This window comes from Bdellovibrio sp. HCB2-146 (assembly GCF_047345725.1).
Lineage (GTDB): Bacteria > Bdellovibrionota > Bdellovibrionia > Bdellovibrionales > Bdellovibrionaceae > Bdellovibrio.
On the sequence record NZ_JBLEQP010000001.1, the window covers coordinates 795019 to 813620 of the forward strand.

14 protein-coding genes are annotated in these 18602 nt (G+C 45.8%); 9 read left to right on the forward strand and 5 right to left on the reverse strand.

Going from position 1 to position 18602, the window contains the following annotated elements:
• Nucleotides 1-79: 79 nt before the first annotated feature.
• Nucleotides 80-3385 carry an RCC1 domain-containing protein gene (locus ACLWOR_RS03900; RefSeq protein ID WP_413939359.1) on the forward strand — a complete coding sequence of 1102 codons (3306 nt, stop codon included), beginning with the start codon at nucleotides 80-82 and terminating at the stop codon, nucleotides 3383-3385.
• A gap of 39 nt (nucleotides 3386-3424) precedes the next feature.
• Here the strand turns inward: ACLWOR_RS03900 and ACLWOR_RS03905 are convergent, their stop codons facing one another.
• A complete protein-coding gene (locus tag ACLWOR_RS03905) occupies nucleotides 3425-4126 on the reverse strand; it encodes a pirin family protein (RefSeq protein WP_413939360.1) in 702 nt (233 codons plus the stop codon).
• 211 nt (nucleotides 4127-4337) lie between these two features.
• Here ACLWOR_RS03905 and ACLWOR_RS03910 point away from each other — a divergent pair, with 211 nt between their 5' ends.
• The 6 genes from ACLWOR_RS03910 to ACLWOR_RS03935 all read left to right on the forward strand — a co-directional run bounded on the left by ACLWOR_RS03910 (nucleotide 4338) and on the right by ACLWOR_RS03935 (nucleotide 9276).
• Nucleotides 4338-5213 carry a LysR family transcriptional regulator gene (locus ACLWOR_RS03910; RefSeq protein WP_413939361.1) on the forward strand — a complete coding sequence of 292 codons (876 nt, stop codon included), beginning with the start codon at nucleotides 4338-4340 and terminating at the stop codon, nucleotides 5211-5213.
• 24 nt (nucleotides 5214-5237) lie between these two features.
• Nucleotides 5238-6032 carry a thymidylate synthase gene (locus tag ACLWOR_RS03915; RefSeq protein WP_413939362.1) on the forward strand — a complete coding sequence of 265 codons (795 nt, stop codon included), beginning with the start codon at nucleotides 5238-5240 and terminating at the stop codon, nucleotides 6030-6032.
• Nucleotides 6029-6541: a dihydrofolate reductase gene (locus ACLWOR_RS03920; protein ID WP_413939363.1), complete on the forward strand. Its 513-nt coding sequence runs from the start codon at nucleotides 6029-6031 to the stop codon at nucleotides 6539-6541. The genes ACLWOR_RS03915 and ACLWOR_RS03920 overlap by 4 nt, the downstream gene beginning before the upstream one ends.
• 78 nt (nucleotides 6542-6619) lie before the next feature.
• Nucleotides 6620-6922 carry a PilZ domain-containing protein gene (locus tag ACLWOR_RS03925; protein WP_413939364.1) on the forward strand — a complete coding sequence of 101 codons (303 nt, stop codon included), beginning with the start codon at nucleotides 6620-6622 and terminating at the stop codon, nucleotides 6920-6922.
• Nucleotides 6923-6936: 14 nt separating this feature from the next.
• A complete protein-coding gene (gene murB / locus ACLWOR_RS03930) occupies nucleotides 6937-7950 on the forward strand; it encodes a UDP-N-acetylmuramate dehydrogenase (protein WP_413939365.1) in 1014 nt (337 codons plus the stop codon).
• Between the two features lie 105 nt (nucleotides 7951-8055).
• A complete protein-coding gene (locus ACLWOR_RS03935; RefSeq protein ID WP_413939366.1) occupies nucleotides 8056-9276 on the forward strand; it encodes a M14 family metallopeptidase in 1221 nt (406 codons plus the stop codon).
• Nucleotides 9277-9340: 64 nt separating this feature from the next.
• Here ACLWOR_RS03935 and ACLWOR_RS03940 read toward each other — a convergent pair whose 3' ends face one another.
• Nucleotides 9341-10120 (reverse strand): hypothetical protein, encoded by a 780-nt coding sequence (locus ACLWOR_RS03940; protein WP_413939367.1) that lies wholly within the window; start codon nucleotides 10118-10120, stop codon nucleotides 9341-9343.
• 398 nt (nucleotides 10121-10518) lie between these two features.
• Between ACLWOR_RS03940 and ACLWOR_RS03945 the strand changes: the two genes are divergently transcribed.
• Both ACLWOR_RS03945 and ACLWOR_RS03950 read left to right on the forward strand, forming a co-directional pair.
• The gene (locus ACLWOR_RS03945; RefSeq protein ID WP_413939368.1) at nucleotides 10519-10968 is read left to right on the forward strand and encodes a hypothetical protein; all 450 of its coding nucleotides are present in this window, start codon (nucleotides 10519-10521) and stop codon (nucleotides 10966-10968) included.
• Between the two features lie 165 nt (nucleotides 10969-11133).
• A complete protein-coding gene (locus ACLWOR_RS03950; protein WP_413939369.1) occupies nucleotides 11134-11823 on the forward strand; it encodes a TetR/AcrR family transcriptional regulator in 690 nt (229 codons plus the stop codon).
• 35 nt (nucleotides 11824-11858) lie between these two features.
• On the opposite strand, the gene ACLWOR_RS03955 is transcribed toward ACLWOR_RS03950, so the two are convergent.
• The 3 genes from ACLWOR_RS03955 to dacB form a co-directional block, all read right to left on the reverse strand.
• The gene (locus tag ACLWOR_RS03955) at nucleotides 11859-15866 is read right to left on the reverse strand and encodes a DEAD/DEAH box helicase (RefSeq protein ID WP_413939370.1); all 4008 of its coding nucleotides are present in this window, start codon (nucleotides 15864-15866) and stop codon (nucleotides 11859-11861) included.
• A gap of 86 nt (nucleotides 15867-15952) precedes the next feature.
• Nucleotides 15953-17125, reverse strand: a complete 1173-nt coding sequence (locus ACLWOR_RS03960; protein ID WP_413939371.1) for a lytic transglycosylase domain-containing protein — start codon at nucleotides 17123-17125, stop codon at nucleotides 15953-15955.
• Between the two features lie 34 nt (nucleotides 17126-17159).
• The gene (dacB, locus tag ACLWOR_RS03965) at nucleotides 17160-18581 is read right to left on the reverse strand and encodes a D-alanyl-D-alanine carboxypeptidase/D-alanyl-D-alanine-endopeptidase (protein ID WP_413939372.1); all 1422 of its coding nucleotides are present in this window, start codon (nucleotides 18579-18581) and stop codon (nucleotides 17160-17162) included.
• Nucleotides 18582-18602 lie beyond the last annotated feature (21 nt).

The following is an 18602-nucleotide window of genomic DNA, read 5'->3' on the forward strand; positions in this document are numbered from 1 at the left end:
GAACACTTTTTAAAAATATTCAGTCCACCTAATTTAAATTTTGTTTTGGTTAGTCTTTGAATTTTGAGAAAATTTCTCAATGTCAAAACCCATTCCACGTCGCACGTTTTTGAGGGCAATTTCTCTATTCACTGCATCAGCCGTGACCAATCAGCTTTTAGTAACTCAATCCGCTTGGGGTTTTTTACGAGCGCGCTTATCCAAACGAAAAATTTCAACTCTTCCTCCGGGTCTTTACTCTTGGGGATTAAATACTGATGGAGTTCTTGGGCAGGGCCACACTTCAAGCGTACTCAACCCGACACGTATCGGAACCGACACCACATGGTCTTCCATCAATGTTATTGCGGGCCAAGCCGAGACGGCTTTAGCCCTCAAACAAGACGGTACGATTTGGGGATGGGGACAAGATTGGAATGGCCAACTTCGCCTTCCTATTGCATCGTTTGCCGAATCAGCAACAGAAATTTCCACAGAAACCTGGCTTGATGTCTATTCGAATGAATCGAGTTACAGCAATAATCATGTGGCTCTGAAATCAGACTCGACGTTGTGGTCGTGGGGAACCGGCGGTGCGGAGTTAGGTCTTGGATATTCATCCAGTACGATTCTTTCGACTCCGGTGCAAATTCCTGGGACTACTTGGACAAAAATCTTTGGCTCATCACAGATCTGTCATGCTCAAAAGTCAGACGGCACACTTTGGGGATGGGGCGAAAATTACTCCGGAGGACTCGGAAAGTCGGGCCTCCCAACAAAAGTTTCAACTCCTGTTCAGATTTTCAATTTTGGTGGTTGGAAAAGTATTTTAACTCGTGGGCAAGGGATGGAGCAATTTTATGCCCTTCGTGACGATGGATCTCTCTACGCATCGGGCACCTTCTCTGGTTACAGCTGGCCCAATTATCACGTCAGCAGTCCTACCCTTGTTCCGGGAGGAATAACTTGGAGCAAAGTTTCTTCTGGTGGACCAAACTTCACACTTGCAATTAGTACGACTGGCGCACTTTACGCCACCGGCCAAAATTTCCAAGGGCAACTGGGAGTTGGAGACAACATTCATCGCTCGACGTTTGTTCAAGTTGGCACAGACACAGATTGGATGGACGTGCAGTGCAGTTCGAGCGGAAGTGCCATTGCACTCAAAACAAACGGGACGTTGTGGCGCTGGGGATATGGAACTTACATCGATGATTGGGACGGCAAAAGTACTCCCGTTCAATTCGGATCAGATACGACTTGGACAAAAATTAGTATGGGCCTGTCGCACGCACTGGGACTTCAGTCGAACGGTACGATATGGTCATGGGGATATGGATACAACTATCCACTCGGGCACGGCAACACGAACAACGTCTCCCTACCCACTCAAATTGGCGTCGGCACAACTTGGACGGATATCTCGGCCGGCGGTTACAGTTCATTTGCAATTCAAAGCGATGGAACTCTCTGGAGCTGGGGAACTTCTGATCGCGGAAGAACTTCACAGTCGCTCACGCGAAGTACGCCCGTAAAAATTGGATCCGCCACTTATTGGGCTCGTGTTTTTGCGGGTGCCGATAACGTTTTTATGAAGACCATTACGGGTGAAGTTTATTTTGCAGGATACAACGGTGTCTTTCGGTACTCGGGAAATCCGACTTACAATGCCACTTCGTATTCGTCACCTGTTCAGCAAGGGTCGGCAAATTGGACAACAGTTTGCTCTTTCAACACCACAGAAAGCTCAGACTATGGTGGCGTTGGCTGTGTTCACGCATTAAAGCCCGATGGAACTCTTTGGACATGGGGACGCAATGATTTAGGAATAGCCGGAACACTCGCCGTCACTGAATACTCAAGCCCCGTTCAAATCGGATCCGTTAATACCTGGAGCAGTCTGTCTGGCTCCAACGGTTCCTACTTCGCAATTCGTAATGACGGCAGCATGTGGTCGTGGGGACTCAGCAACTATGGAAATTTGGGTCTCGGTATTAGCTGTACGATCTCTTCACCGACTCTGGTGAGCGCCGCAAGCACCTGGAAAAGCATTCACGTCTCTTCACAATCACAGTTCTTCGGCATCAAAAATGACGGAACACTCTGGCATTGGGGTGGCCCTCTTATGATAAACGCAAACAAGCCCGCAATCAGTCCGGTGCAAGTCGGTGCGCTCACCACATGGTCTGAACTATTTTCGGACTTTTATGAAGGAAATGTTTTTGCCAGAATGACCGACGGAACACTTCGTGTCTGGGGAACCTCAAACTCTTATGGAGCGATGGGAATCGGCAATACAACGAATCCCATTTCAACGCCTACTCAAATTGGAACAGCCAGCGATTGGGCATCGGTCGCTTTCGCGTCCTCAAGTACGGTCTTTTTAAAAACGAATGGCGATATGTATTGGTGTGGATACAATTATGGTATGACGACCGGCCGTCCATTCAGTAGCGGCGTTTCGACACCCGTCCTCTTAACATCAGGGTATCCGTGGCAAAAAGTTTGCGCCACCCGGAATGCAAACGGAAGTTTTCATATCGGCATCCTTGGGATGAGTACCAGCAACAAACTGGCCTTCTTCGGATACAACGACAATTTTTCAATGCGCTCACAAGTTTCATCACCTATTCAAGTGGTCTCTGGAACCGATTGGAGCAAAATTTCTCTTTCCGATGGCGTTGCTTGCGCAATCAAAACAGACGGCAGTCTGTGGGCGTGGGGGTACAACTGCTACTATAATCAGTATCTGGGTAGCGTGGGTATCGGCCAATCCATTGGAACAAAATCTCCGATTCGAGTGGGCACAACGACTTGGTTAAGTATTTGCTCATCTGGGCGTAGCAATGCAGGAATACGAAGTGATGGGACACTTTGGATCTGGGGAGCTCGTAATGGTTCTGGCTCTTACTCAACTCCTGTTCAGGTTGGCTCCCACACCGATTGGTCTCGCATTTCCGTAGCTGGAGCCTCGAGCAATTATTATTATGCGGGACTCAAATCAAATGGAGACCTTTGGTTCTGGGGATCAACTCCATATGGAAATATAGTTCAACCAACTTATTCCTCAACGCCTGTTCAATATGGAACGGATACCTGGATTGATATTGCAGGTTGTTCGACGCATTTCTTGGCCATCAAGTCAGACGGCACCATGTGGTCAGCTGGACAAAACCTCTATGGGCAACTTGGACAATCTGATTATACAAACAGATCCTCCCTGACAAAAATAGGTTCCGCGAGCAACTGGGCGAAGGTTACCTGCGTTGCCGACTACTCGATGGCTCTGAAAACAAACGGAACTGTTTGGCACTGGGGTGGAAATATCATTTCACCAGTGCAGGTCGGAACTGCGAGCGATTGGTTGCAAATCGCCGGCGGTAAAGGAAGATTTGCCATTCGTTAATTTTTAAAAACCTTTCCGACAGCAAGAGTCGGGAAGGCCTCATCTCAAATCAAACAATAAAAACTCGCTCTCCGCTGACGCCTCAATCTTGATATGCTTTTCGTCCTCAATCGCCATTCCATCTCCAGATTTCATCACCTTGTCGTTAACTTTCAGATCACCTTCGGCAACTTGCAACCACAAGGCTCGCTCTGGACGAATATCAAATCCAATCATGTGACCAGGTTCTAAAATACACGCATACATATCGACGTCTTGATGGATCTTTTGACTGCCCTCTCGACCGTCACGCGAAACTAAGAGGCGCAAACGATTGAGTTTTTCTTCGCGCGTGAAGGAAGCTTGTGTGTACCCAGGTGCTACACCTACTTTGTCAGGCAAAATCCAAATTTGAAAAAGCTGTAGATCTTCGGTTTTCGAAGGGTTGAATTCGCCATGACGAATTCCAGTGCCCGCGTGCATCACCTGAATTTCACCTGCTTTTATTGTTCCCTGATTTCCCAAACTATCTTGATGGGCGACCTCACCTTGCAAAACATAAGTGATGATTTCCATATCGCGGTGAGGATGCGCGGGAAAACCTGAATCCCTTGCAATCCAATCCTGATTGATCACGCGCAGATCGCGAAAACCCATAAAGCGCGGGTCATGATAGTCACTAAAAGAAAATGTGTGATGGGATTTCAACCATCCACCAAACTCCGCGTAGCCCCGATCTTGCGAGTGACGTTGGTACATCATAACCCTCTCCTTTTTAAAGCAGGCAGCCTTAGTTTAGCCCGTTTTCTCACTCTGAAAAACGAATTCGATCGAACTTGATCTGAACCCCAGCAATCGACACAAACGCCGCGCCAGATCTGGAATCTAGACCCTGGTCTAGTTTTAAAATGATCTGCAAAATCGATCATTTTTCTATTTACATGATCTAATTTTTTGATATTCTTTTTGCGAGATGACACTTGATCAACTACAGGTTTTACAAACAATCGTTAAATCCGGAAGCTTCCGAGCGGCCTCACAAGATCTGCATCGCGCACAGAGTGCTGTGAGCTATGCAGTCAGCACGCTTGAAGACGAGTTGGGTTTTAAACTTTTTAGCCGTGATCAATATCGTCCAACCCTCACGCCACAAGGTCGCGCTTTTCTGAAAAAGGCGGACGACTTGATTGCTGGATTTAGTGAGCTTTCCGAAACTGCGACTTTACTTAAAAGAGGACATGAACCGATCATCCGTCTGGCCGTCAGTGCGTTGTGGCCCCTCCCGTATTTGGTCAACGCCCTGAAGGAATTTACCTCTCGATATCCCCAGACGGAGATCAAAATCATTCAAGATGTTCTCGGCAATGATGAACAGCTTCTCAACGAGGAGGCAGATCTAGCGCTGGGTCACGTTTTTAATGACCGCAGCCTCCTTGTGACACAAGAGCTTTTCTCGGTGCAGATGATTCCCGTCTGCTCCCCCAAACATCCCCTCGCAAAACTCAAGGGCAAAGTTTCGGATGAAGAGCTGATGAAGCATCCACAGATCATCATGGCGAGCACAGGTAAAAACCCGTCCCGCTCCATGGGGGTTTTAAATCCTGCCAATGTGATCAGCGTTCAGGATTATCAAACCAAAAAGGCCTTTCTCGAAGCGGGTCTTGGCTGGGGACGACTGCCTGAACATGTCATCACTTCTGAAATCAAGAAGAAAGAGCTTGTGACAGCACCAGCTAAATCACTCAAAATACCCGTCCACATCGCGCGTCACTCGCAAAAAGACTTAGGCCCCTGCGGCAAATTTCTGTGGAGCTATTTTTCGAATAGACAAAATTTGAGAGCGAAATAGAATCACTCCCCGAGAGAGGTCCCTATGAAGCAGTACCATGATTTAATGAAATTCGTTCTTGAGAACGGCAACCACAAAGAAGATCGCACTGGCACCGGCACGATTTCTGTTTTCGGTTATCAAATGCGCTTTAATCTTCAAGAAGGCTTCCCTCTTGTGACGACTAAAAAACTTCATACGCGTTCGATCTTTCATGAGCTTTTGTGGTTCCTAAAAGGCGACACCAACATCAAGTATCTTCAAGACAACAAAGTGACGATCTGGGATGAGTGGGCTGACGAAAACGGCAACTTGGGTCCCGTTTACGGAAAGCAATGGCGCTCTTGGGAAACTGCTGACGGTCGCACCGTGGATCAAATCACAAACGTGATCAATCAAATTAAAAAAAATCCCGACTCTCGCCGCTTGCTTGTTGTGGCTTTCAACCCTGGCGACGTTGATAAAATGGCGCTGCCACCTTGCCACGCATTCTTCCAATTCTACGTGGCGAATGGAAAACTTTCTTGCCAGCTTTATCAACGTAGTGCGGATATTTTCTTGGGAGTTCCGTTTAATATCGCAAGCTACGCACTTCTGACTCACATGATCGCGCAAGTTTGCAATCTTGAAGTCGGCGACTTTGTTCACACATTGGGTGACGCTCACTTGTATTCAAATCACTTGGATCAAACGCGCTTGCAACTGACACGTGAATCTCGTCCACTGCCAAAATTGAAATTGAATCCAGATGTGAAAGACATCTTTGATTTCACATACGAAGACATCACGATTGAAGGTTACGATCCACACCCTGCCATCAAGGCTGAGGTGGCAGTATGATTTTGACCCATATCGCGGCTTGTTCGGAAAATCGTATCATCGGAACTCAAGGAGATCTTCCTTGGGACTTGCCTGAAGATATGAAGTTTTTCCGCGACACCACGAAGGGTCATATCATGATCATGGGCCGAAAAACTTTCGACTCATTTAAGGGTAAAGCTTTACCTAAACGCTTTCATATTGTGATCACGCGTGAACCTGAAAAATTCAGCGACTTCCCGTCAACAGAATCAAGCCCCGTAGTTTTTGTTAAAACACTTGAGGAAGCCATTGCCTTGGCAAAAGCCAACACCACTACTTGGCCCGAAGAAGTGTTTATTATCGGCGGTGGCGAGATTTATAAGCAGTCTTTGCCTTATGCCAATAAGATCTATCTAACGCTGATCCATCGTGAATTTAAAGGCGATACGTATTACCCAGAAATTGACGAAAATGTATTCAAACTTACAAATCGTCGAGATGTGGAATTGCCCATTCCTTTTTCATTTCTGACATACTTCCGAAAATAGGGTCTAGATTCGGTTCTCAATTTGAGATTACTGACGTTTTCACTCAGTAAAATCGGCTTTATTTCCGACAATAAAGATATGAGCGCCAAGAGATTTAAAACTAATGAAAAGGCCCATGTCGAAGTGTACGGACACATCGGGGTGCTCAACGCGAGCATGCGGAATCTCTCGCAAACAGGAGCCTTCCTGGAAGTTTCTCGGGGTGACTATATGCCTCGCAAGGGCGATCTGCTCAACCTTACCGTCTCGTTAGACAGTCTCAAAAAATCACATATTATGGCCGCTGAAGTCATTTGGTGTAAGGGACTGGGAGTTGGCATTTGCTTTATCAGCAAAGACGAAGTCCTTGAAAGAATGATGGCCAAAAACGGCGCCTTTTAATATACTCTTTTCCCATGATCCTTCACACACACTTTGATTTGAGTCGCTTAAACACTCTTGGCCTCCACGCCGAGGCGGAATTATTTTTCGAACTCAAAAATGAACAAGACCTGCAGACCCTGATGAAGGACTCTTCTCTTCGTAGCAAGAACTGGAAAATTCTTGGCGGCGGAAGCAACCTTGTACTTCCTAAAATTGTGCACGGACTCACCGTTCATATTGCCAACAAAGGGCATTCGCTGGTGAAAGAAGACGACGATGCTTGGTATGTCCAATGTGCTGCCGGCGAGATTTGGAATGACTTTGTACAGTGGACGTTGAAGCAAGGTTATGCGGGCTTGGAGAATCTTTCGTTGATTCCCGGCACTGTGGGCGCAGCTCCGATTCAAAACATCGGCGCGTATGGCGTTGAGGTGAAAGACACTCTTTACGAAGTTACCTGTGTTGATCTGCAAGATGGATCTTTTAAAACCTTCTCAAATAAAGAATGTCATTTCTCTTACCGCGATAGTTTCTTTAAACAAGAAGGTGCCGGCCGCTACATGGTTTGGAGCGTGCTTTTCCGTTTACCTAAGAAGTTTCATTTGCACCTGGAGTATGGAGATATCCGTAAAGAGGTTGAAAGACGTTTTACAACGGCAACGCCTAAAGCAGTTGCCGAAGCTGTGATCGCCATTCGACAAAGCAAACTCCCCGATCCTCTAGTGATTGGAAATGCCGGTAGTTTTTTTAAAAATCCTATCGTCACCGCTGATAAACGCAATGACCTCCTCAAAGACTTCCCCGATTTGGTCAGCTTCCCTGCAAATCAAGACAATTTCAAACTAGCAGCGGGTTGGTTGATTGACCGTGCAGGCTGGAAAGGCCGCAAGCTCGGGCCTGTGGGCATGTACGAGAAGCAAGCCCTGGTGCTCGTCAATCATGGCGGTGCTTCGGCGGATGATGTATGGAAACTTGCACAAAAAGTCAGTGCCGATATTCAGGGACTTTTCGGCGTCAGCCTCGAGGCCGAACCTGTTCGCTGGTAGTTAGCTGCCCTTAAGTCCAGTACGCTTTTAATTCCTGTACCAAAGAAGTGCCTCATTCCAAACTTGAGAGATGCCGACAAAAGTCGGTGCCCAAGGAGGGGCCTTATGAAAACCACTATTCTTGCGATCGCAGGAATTCTTCTGGCTTCCGTTTCTTATGCAGAAGATTCCGTTCAATACTGGATGAAGATCAAAGCCACAGATAAATACGAGCGTTCTCTTGTCGCAGCGACAGGCGTGACTATTGAAACTGTGCGCGAAGATTTCGTTGTGGCTCTCGGGAACGAAAGCGAAAAGAAAGCGCTCGATGAACTGGGAATTCTGGAAGTGAGCTTCCCAATGACGGCAGAAATGGACTTCCCTGCTCGTGATTCGGCTTATCACAACTATGATGAGATGACGAAAAAGTTGCAGGACTTGATGGCGATTCATTCAAACATCGCATCAATGCAATCCATCGGTAAAACATACGAAGGACGCGATATTTGGGCCGTGAGAATTTCCGGCCAGTTGGCGCAAGCGGATCAATTGCCTGCAGTTGTCTTTATGGGTGGACATCATGCTCGCGAACACTTGTCGATTGAGCTGCCAATTTTTTACGTCGAATATTTACTAACGGAATACGCAAAAGGAAATCCACGTATTCAAAGTCTTGTGAACAGCCGTGATATTCATATCATTCCCATGGTAAATCCTGATGGTGCTGAATACGATATCGCTTCAGGCTCTTATCGTTCTTGGAGAAAAAACCGCGCGCGCAATTCTGGCAACAGCTTCGGTGTGGACTTGAATCGTAACTACGGTTTTGGTTGGGGCGGCCAAGGAGCAAGTTCAAATCCAAACAGTGATACGTTCCGCGGGCCGATGGCATTTAGCGAACCAGAAACAAAAGCGATCAAAAAATATGTGGAAGATCACCAGAACATCACGATTCTTCTTTCATTCCACACCTTCTCGCAGTTAATCCTTTACCCATTTGGTCACGTCTATGATGACATCCCCGTGGTACGCGATCGTCAAGTTCACGAGGTGATGGCAAAAAAAATGGCAACCTGGAATGGATATACGCCAGAAAAATCTTCTGATTTGTATTTAGCTGCGGGCGATACGACGGATTGGTCTTACGGTGAACACAAAATTATTTCCTTCACGTTTGAATTGGATCCAGGTGATAGCGGTTGGGGCTCAGGAGGTTTTTATCCGGGTGCTGAAATAATTCCAAGCGTTCAACAGAAAAACTTGGAGCCAGTTTTGTACTTAATCGATTATGCAGATAATCCATATCGCGCACTTGATGCGGAACGCGGACCGATTTTTAAACCTTAAAATTCGATATCTGAGAAATTAAAAAGGGCCCGAAAAGGCCCTTTTTTGTTTTTAGGATTTTGAACTAACCTGCCCGATTCGCGGCAACCCAATCAAACATTTCTTTGCGGCCCTTGTAGGTGCACTTGCCACTGGCATCGCAATTTCGAATTGCACATTTGCCTCGCAAATTTTCCGGTGCCGCGGTATCCGCTTTTGCAACACAAACACGTTGAAAGCCATCTTGAGGTTTTGCGACACTCGAAGGTCCACGTGCTTTTTTAGCCGCTGGTTTTAATACCACATTCATTTGAGGAGGCTCAACCGGAGCAGCTGGTGCCTGCTTCACGGCTTTTGCGGTTACAGCTGCAGGAGCTGGTTCTTCTTTTTCCGGCTCAACTGGTAAGCGTGCATTCGGATCCACGTCGATTTCTGCTTCGACAGAATTTACAGCAGCAAGCTTCTTACCTTTGCCTTTTTTATTTTTCATTTTTTTCGCAGGAGCCGCCGGAGTTGCAGCTGCTGGTGTTTCGTCCTCGGCAAATAATTTACCGCGCACCAGTTCTGCATAGGCACCTAAAACGGCGATCTCGCCACGAGTTTCACAGTCGGTGTTAGAGCCAGCGGGGCAAATCTTCTCGACACATTTTCCACGTAAATTTGCTAGGGCCAGACGGTTGTTCGCACCAATACAGCGAGTGACCACAATGCGGGAATCTTCGGCAACTCGTTGGGATTTACACATGGGTTCTTGCTCTTCGCCGTCGCTAAAACAACTTGCGACAACCTCCGGCCCGCGCTTGGGGGCAGAGTGTGAGCAGCCTAAAAGGATGAGCAACAAGATACCTACAACACTTGTTTTCAATCAACGTACTCCCACTGTGGTGTATCAACAGGCTAACAAGTGGGTGTTTAACATGTAAAGGGGGCCTTTGCTTTCTTCGCAAAGTGAGACTTTTATCTATTTTTATTTCAAAATGAGACAGGCAGTTTTTGCCCCTCGTGCATGCATTCATAAGACATTTGCGTGATAGAAATCGACGCTGCGTCCGTTTGATAGATGCATCAGGTAACTGAGAAATTCCCCTCTCACGCGCGTGTTTTTACGCAGCACGATTCAATTATTTTGCTCTTTTCCCTCGAATCCTCCACTTTGTCTGCTCTGTCTCGAAGTTAGACATTCAAAATGCCTTAAAAACGATATATAAGAGCTGGCGAAGGCTTCGGGCTTGCAATACTGGAATCCTCGGAGAGGTCGGGAAAATGATGAAGTTCACGTTGATGTTCGTAGTTGCTGTTTTGATGGGAGCCGTAAGCACGCATGCCCAACCCGAAACTCTTTGCCAAGTTTCCAAAAGCTCACGCCTGGCGATGGATCAACGTGATGACCAACGCCTGCAGTGCTTGAAACAAAAAGCCGCGCAAATCAATGTGGATCAGTGTCTTGCGATCGCAGCTTCGTTTGAATATTCGAACAACGCTGAAGAAGCTCGCTTGGTTTGTCTTTATGATTTGAAGAAAGTTAAAGTGTCTTTCTCTGAGTGCCGCAAGATTGCAGCATCTATGGAGTATCCTGATTCGGGTGATGATGTTCGCTGGGAATGTTTGAGCCGCTTCAACAAAAAAATCACGAAGTCACAATGTCAGCACATAGCAAAACGCATGAGTTATCCTGCGAACGAAGAGCGTGCTGGAGTTTTCTGCCAACAATAGCTTCCGTCGACCAAAAATTTGCCCGCAAATCACGATTTTTTCTCGGCCTTCTGCGTTTTTTTCCATTTCATTACAAAAATGCAAAAATCCAGACTTGCCCACGCGTCCATTGCTTCCTATTCTGTCCTCAGGACTCACGTCCGCAGAAAGGGAGAATCATTTGTCATGATTCAGTCTATGGAAAAAGAGAAAGCGAAAAAAACTAAAATAATTGTTAAGACCCCAACACAGGAACGTTCCCGGCAAACAGTAGCTACTATTTTAGATGCCTGCTCTCGCCTCCTGATTTCTGAAGGGTTTTATGCCATCACAACAGATAAGATTGCGAAAGAAGCTGGCGTCAGCATCGGCTCTCTTTATCAATTCTTTGGAAATAAAGAATCTGTTGTTCAAGCGGTTGTGAAAAACCTCCTTGAAGAAGACAAACGAATTCTTGCCGATAGAATGCGTTCTATCTCTCCACTTCCTGCGGAGCAAAGAATTCGCGCGATGTTGGAACTTGCTTTCGAGATTTGCCGTCGTAACTCCGAATTGCGATCAAAGCTCACAACAATTCAATACTACGTTGCGGAAGCTTCTTACATGACAGAGACGATTCGTTATTTCCAAGAAGTTGTGAAATACAATCTGCCTGCAATTCCTGGTCGCGATATGGAGAAAGTTTCTTACGTGATCGTGAATGCCTTCATCGGAATGGTGAACACGATGTGCGTGGACAAACCTGATTATATCAACGATCAAGGTATTCTCGCTGAAATGACAGCGTTGCTTTATAAATATTTGGATCTCAATCCGAATGGAACGCCAGTGAATACAGTTGGCGCAACAAGCAGCCCAAAAGGCGATTACCTCTAAAGAAAAAGGCACCTTCACGGTGCCTTTTTTATTTCCTAATTCTTAATTCCTAAAAGCAAATCGAAGTCTTCTTTCGTCAATGCGCCTGATCCTGGGCCCAACTCCGATTCTTTTTCTGAGTTTGCAAAAAGCGTTTGGAACTTTTTGTCTTTACGGTCTTTCAGCAACTCAATTTTTTCTTCGAGCGATTCATGCATAATATAGCGGAAAACCTGCACGGCTTTGCTTTGTCCTAAGCGATGTGCTCGGTCTGTTGCTTGATTTTCAACCGACGGATTCCACCAAGGTTCGATATGGAAAACATAACTGGCCTTGGTCAGGTTCAAACCCACACCACCCGTTTTCAAAGTCATGATGAGAACCGCACCACCATCAAGTTTGTTAAAATCGGATAGAAGTTTCTGTCTTTGTTTTGTAGGAACTCCCCCGTGCAAAACAAAAACCGGAATGCCGCGTTCTTTTAACAGACGCTCGGTGTGTTCCAAAGTTTGCAGGAACTGAGTAAAGACCAACGCACTTTCACCTGATTCGACAATTTCTTGTGCTGAATCCAAAAGAGCTTCTAACTTTGGAGGCGTTTTATCGTATTTCACCTGAGGCAAGGCACCTGGGTCCGAACATGCTTGGCGAAGTCTTAAAAGAGCCGTCAACATTTGCAACTGCACGCTGGCTTCGCCTTTGTCTTTCATACTTTCTTGAACTGTGTGGTTGTAAGAAAGTGCGATATCGCGATAGATGCGCTTTTGTTTTTCTTCAAAAGCAATGCTGACCTTCGTTTCTTGTTTTTCTGGTAACTGATCGAGGATTTCTTTTTTCGTACGTCTTAAAAGCAACGGTTTGATTTTTAGTTTCAAATCCGTCAACTGTTCGCGCGAAACAATCTCGGTATTCACGAATTGACGACGGAAATCTTCAATCTTGCCTAAGCTGCCTGGCACCAAGATATCCACCAATGAATAGAACTCACCATAGTGGTTTTCCATTGGCGTACCCGTCAGGCAGATTTTAAATTGTGCATTTAACGTACGGGCCGAGCTCGTGCGTTTAGTTGTGATGTTTTTCAAGTTTTGAGCTTCGTCAAAAACCAGAACATTCCAGTTGTATTGATTCAGGAATGTTTCATGCTCCATCAAAAGACCATAAGTCGAAACAACGACTAGATCCTCTTTGCTTTCCAGGCGTTTGCCAATGGCATCGCGATCTTTGTTGGTGAACACAGCTAATGGCAATTCAGGAGTGAACTTCTCTACTTCGCTTTGCCAGTTATAGACCAGCGACGAAGGGACAACAATTAGAACAGATCCAAGCTTTTGCTTCACGCGCAGATCTTCTAGGAAGCAAAGGGCCTGCAATGTCTTTCCCAATCCCATGTCATCGGCAAGCAGGGCACCCAATTTAAGACGATATAAATCACGCAACCACTGCACGCCCGAGGATTGGTAGGGTTTTAAACTTGCTTTAACTGATTTTGGAAGACTTTCTGCGGGAGCCCCAGAACCTAATTGATCATAAAATTCACACAGCTTTTTCCAATCATCATCCCCGCGGATCGCATATCCGGAAGATCTCAGAGCTAAAAGTTCAAGAACCTGATGACGAGGAAGTTTATAGATTTTTTCTTCCCATTTCTTTTTCAAAGATTTAGCAACTTGTCCTTTTTGCAGACGTTGCCAGAAACCTTCTAAACGACGAAGCGACGGCATTTGTTTTTGCGGCACCAGATACAATCGACCGTCGTATTCAATCACGCCGCCTTGACCAAAGTTTCCCACTTCGTGAGGATTGATTTCAACCCCGCGCAAGAAAAAGCGCGGATTGAGTTCAAACCAGTTAAAGTCTTTCGGACCTTCACTAAAGATTTCAAAATCAACGCGGAAATCATCATCTCCAAGTTCTTGAAGCACTTGGCCCTTGTAGTAAATTTTAAATCCATGCGGAACGAGAAGTTGTAAAACTTCAAGGCTCTCGCGAATGCCCGTTGAGTCCTTGTCCTCTTTAGGAAAAACAAAATCTCCGCGTTGCATTTGTGGATCGATGTCCAAATTTCCGGTCCAAATTTTTGATAATAATGTCGTGCGAGATTTTTTATAAATCTCTCCACCTGTGACCAAGGCCATGCGTTTCAAGATTTCGTAAAGAAGACGGAAGTCTTTTTCAACCAAGCCTTCGACAATCAGCTCACCGCGTTCCGAATAAAACGACTCTCCGCCCTTAAGGGCTTCAAGTGTTTTCGTCACAAAGTTTTCAAAGCAAACTAAAACAGATCGGGAACAAAGTTCTTCGAGTGATTTATCACGAGAAAGGAGTTCACCCGTACCACTGACCAATAGGTTCTGAATGCGCTCGTGAAGTGCCGGAAATAATCCTTCCGGTGTCACCACTCGCTGGTCGGTGAGGTGTCCATCAAAATGATAAGAAAGAATTTCAACAAAAAGGTATTGCAAGACACCTAAGTGTCTGAGCAGTTTTAAATCCCAATCCTTTTTTCGTCCCATACGCGAAGCAACGTTACGAGCATCGGTATCAAGATAAAAAGGAATTCCAAGTGAAAGTGTCTTTAAATACTTCTGCGTCGCAAGTGTCCAACCCTTGCGCGAAACCGAATACTCTCCGCGCACATCAGCTCTATGTTGAACAAAAAAGCCGCCTTTTTCATCAAGATGAATTTCAGACAAGCTATCACGCGCATTTAAAACCTGCACGCCGCCTTCAACAACAACTGGGATCGAACGCGAGCGCAGATATTTTAATAACGATGTAATTTCAAATTCATTCGTCAGGCGCAGCGTGCTGGCGATTTCCGGGAATGTATCGCCGACGTGATCATGGTTATAAAGCCCACGCACATAATTATCCACAACCTGGCGCTCGTTCTCCCAGGAATACGGAACAAGAACACCCGCTTCAGGTTGAACCGCGAAATTCTCAAAGAAAATAAAATCATTCTTTTGAGTTCCGATGATTTTGAATTCGCCTTCAAGGCCGTCACTGCGATCATCAAAATCAACTCGCCAGTGCAGTTCCATCGCTGGATCCATTTGGATTTCACGAATCTGCAGAGCCTTTTCAGGATCGTGTCCCGCTTGCAGGTAAACTTGAATTTTACCTTGCTCCAGATTGCGAATCACGACTGACATTAGCGATTGCATGATTTCTTCTAGATCTCGGATATTCTGACTGATGAAAACGCCGGCTTTTTGCAAAGCCAGAGGCCAACGCACAAGGGTTGCTTCATCAGCCGAACGTCGTTGTGGCAAAAGTTCTTTCGGGACTATCTTTTGTAACGGGTGACGCAAAATTTCGCGCGCGCTGACCTGCAAGCCATGACTGAAGTTATAACGAAGCATATCCGACAAGCGATTCAGTTCGTTCACTTCATGCAAATAATGACCAGAATAGGATTTCAAACGACGACGGAAAACTTCTGGCATATTCCAAAGCGACGGCGCCAAGAGCTCGCGATTTTCTGCTAACTCATGATACTGATATTTAGCGACGTTGGAATTAAAGAGACTTGCCAACAAAGCATTCTTCCCGTGCGGGAAGTTTTCCAAAAATAAACTAACGGATTCTAATTTCGCATCTTCCGGAATAGTGACATCTTGAAGTTCGGGAGCTTTTACATCAGCAGCAACTGCAGATTTCTTCAGCTCGGCGGCCAACTCTTGAACTTTGCGCCCCAAGGACTCCAAGCTCGCGGTATCTTTGGTCAGAGCCTGCCACAATAAATAATACGAGGCCCATTGATGCTTGCACGAAGGCCCCGAACCGCCGGTAGTTTGGCACTTATCACATTGGAAGTTTAAATTTCCACCGGGTCCGTTTTCTTGAACTTTGACCGTCAGACTTTCCGTCGATGACACATAGATCAAATTTAGCTTCAGACTGTTACGAGAATCCGGTAAAACGCGATGACCACGGAAATTGCCATCCTGGATATAATTCACACCCACGCGGAGCAAAGTTGTATCCGCAATAGAAACCCGCTCTCGGGGGTCCGAAAGCTTAGCGATCTCTGAAAGAGTGATGGGATTACGAAACAAAATGCATCCTTTGTACGCCCCGCTAAAAATGGGCATTCAATAGGATGCATGAAATTAGGCACATTGTCACTGAAAGTCTTCGCTAATTATCTCTCAGAAGCGACCGTACGGTCTTTACGAGCCAGCGAGATCAAGGCCACGTTATATTTATCCTTTGGTACTGAAATCACAGTCTTAGCTGGGATTGGACGTCCCTTACGAGCGACACTCGTCAAATGGGGATTAAAAAGCTGAGCTTTATCGTCGTCTCCGTCAAACCAGTGAAGGATGTCTTTATAACGAACTGACACCGGAAGCTTCAAATCTTGACCATCCAAAGGTTTAGACCAAACCACAGAGCCAAAGTATTTCGGAGCGTTCTTTTCGACTTCTAGGGCCGCTAAGAAGCTTGCATAGAAGTTGCGGGAAGCAAACCCTAAGCTTTTCTTCGAATCTACTTTTTGCACTAAAATTGAAATGTCTTTGGTCTTATGGAAGTCCGCGATTTTTCTGACACCCGTGGGGCCATGATTATAACCAGTAACCGCAAGTGGCCATGACTCTAGCATATTGTAGTTGCTACGCAAAAGTTTCGCCGCAAGCTTGGTTGCTTCCATCGGATGATTTCGTTTATCCACCGTGGGGCTCACCATTTTGTAAGGGCGAGCTGTGTATCCCATGATTTGCCAAATTCCGCTCGCGCCTACTTTCGAGCGAGCCATCACGTTGAATGAACTTTCAACGAAAGCTAAACGAGTCAGCTCAATTGGCAAGCCCGCTTCTTTGAAGATTGTTTCCATCTCTTCAATGTAGCGACCGGAATAAAAAATCCCATCGCGAATGCGATCTTTTTGACCCAATTGATAGCGCAAACGCTCACGCTCATCCTTGCTGAGTTTTTCACTGATCACTTTTTTAGCGGCGTCGATTTTACGTTGCCTCTCGCGATCCGTTTTTAAACCAGACAGATCAACGACTTCGTAAATCACATCCACATTTTCGGAATCGTGGATCACACCTTGTTGAGTTGTGTATTTAGAATAAATATCCACCCAAAACTGAACTTGCTTTTCCATTCCCTTCGGAACAGCAAATGCAGTTTCTGAATATCCGAGAGCTTCTTTTTGTGTGCCGAATTGGGGACTACGCCAAGGACGACTGCCTTCCGCTAATGCCGGTACAACTTGCGGAACAACTTTAGCCGCCAAATCCTCTGCAGCCGTTGCAAGTTGAGACGTTCCAGATAATACAAATAATAGGGAAAGACTTAAAGACTTCATCCTACGTTCACCCTCCTGGTACAACTATTTCGGCTTATTTTACCAAATAAATAAGCAAATTATCAAAAAAGGCGCGAACCTTCGCCTCATCTGTAGAACCGTTATACACAAATGAGAATGTTATGACCCGACCATCTTGCAATCCCGCGTAACCCGCCAGGGATACGACGTTCGTCAAAAATCCCGTTTTGGCGCGAACCCATCTTTCTGCCGGTCCGTTTTTCATTCTCTTTTTGAGAGTGCCATCAATTCCCGCGATCGGTAAAGATGTGAGAAATTCAGGCTGCACGCGGAAGTCATTGCGCAAATGTTGCAAGACCTTCCACATCGCAAAAGATGACAGACGATTGTCACGCGTAAGACCTGAAGGGCTTGTTAATTTGTATTGGTCCGAAGGAATTCCTAAGGACTGCATATGTTCATTGATAACTGCCACACCATCGGCCAAGGTCACTGCTTTTGATTTTTTCAAGGTTCCCAAGTTCTTTGTCAGCATTTCAGCAACATAGTTGTTAGAGAACTTGTTCATGTCAGCGACAATTTGTTCAATGGCTTTGCTTTCACTTTCAGCCACCATGTCGGCACTGGCTGGGACTTCAGCATTCCGAACTTTTCCGGTGACTGGAATCCCACGCTGGGCAAGGAAAGCCTTCAAATTATAACCAGCCCAAAGATCGGGCTGTGTGATATTTTTAAAAACCACGATTTCTTTGTTAGCTCGACCAATGCGACCGCCCACTGAAATCACATCACCTGGAAATTTAGGATCATCTTTGCGATCAGCCAATAAATCATTCGCTGATCCTGGAGCCGACTTTGCTTTGTTAACCAAACGAATGTAATCATTTTCTGGATCAATGAAAACTTTCGCCGAACCATCACCATTTCCAGGGCGAACAAAAATATTCACTGAATTCCAGTTAAAACTCATCGCCCCTACTGGCGCATCGTAAGCGCGATCCACGCGTTCTTTTTGGCGGCTCATGTCGTAGCGAACTTTATCAAAAAGCGAATCATCGATCACGATATCACCTTCGATTTTTTTGATATCCGTTCGCAAAAAGGCGTTCACCAAAAACCACATGTTTTCAGATACAAAAGAGGGATCACCTCCACCTTTTAGGTACAGATCACCTTTTAAAATACCGTCTTGAATTTTTCCCGAAGTCCAAAGCTGTGTTTTAAATTTTGTGCCGGGAGGAAATGCAGACAGAACTGCAGATGCTGTGGCAACTTTGGAAATGGATGCCGGAATCATCACGACCTTGCCGTTCACATCTAAAAGAACTTGCTGGGACTCCCCATCACCTGTGGTCGCATATATTCCCAGATCTTCGGTCTTGATTGCATACTTTTTAGCCAACGATGAGAACTCTTTCGAGATTTCTTCGGGAGTTGCAAGTGCGGCAAAAGTGAAGCGGGAGAAAAGCAGACTGATAAGGATGATTTTTTTCATAAGCTCGATTGTCTCTATCAC

Coding starts and splice junctions, on each gene's coding strand:
- ACLWOR_RS03900 (WP_413939359.1), top strand. CDS start 80: ATGTCAAAACCCATTCCACGTCGCACGTTTTTGAGGGCAATTTCTCTA.
- ACLWOR_RS03905 (WP_413939360.1), bottom strand. CDS start 4,126: ATGATGTACCAACGTCACTCGCAAGATCGGGGCTACGCGGAGTTTGGT.
- ACLWOR_RS03910 (WP_413939361.1), top strand. CDS start 4,338: ATGACACTTGATCAACTACAGGTTTTACAAACAATCGTTAAATCCGGA.
- ACLWOR_RS03915 (WP_413939362.1), top strand. CDS start 5,238: ATGAAGCAGTACCATGATTTAATGAAATTCGTTCTTGAGAACGGCAAC.
- ACLWOR_RS03920 (WP_413939363.1), top strand. CDS start 6,029: ATGATTTTGACCCATATCGCGGCTTGTTCGGAAAATCGTATCATCGGA.
- ACLWOR_RS03925 (WP_413939364.1), top strand. CDS start 6,620: ATGAGCGCCAAGAGATTTAAAACTAATGAAAAGGCCCATGTCGAAGTG.
- murB (WP_413939365.1), top strand. CDS start 6,937: ATGATCCTTCACACACACTTTGATTTGAGTCGCTTAAACACTCTTGGC.
- ACLWOR_RS03935 (WP_413939366.1), top strand. CDS start 8,056: ATGAAAACCACTATTCTTGCGATCGCAGGAATTCTTCTGGCTTCCGTT.
- ACLWOR_RS03945 (WP_413939368.1), top strand. CDS start 10,519: ATGATGAAGTTCACGTTGATGTTCGTAGTTGCTGTTTTGATGGGAGCC.
- ACLWOR_RS03950 (WP_413939369.1), top strand. CDS start 11,134: ATGATTCAGTCTATGGAAAAAGAGAAAGCGAAAAAAACTAAAATAATT.
- ACLWOR_RS03960 (WP_413939371.1), bottom strand. CDS start 17,125: ATGAAGTCTTTAAGTCTTTCCCTATTATTTGTATTATCTGGAACGTCT.
- dacB (WP_413939372.1), bottom strand. CDS start 18,581: ATGAAAAAAATCATCCTTATCAGTCTGCTTTTCTCCCGCTTCACTTTT.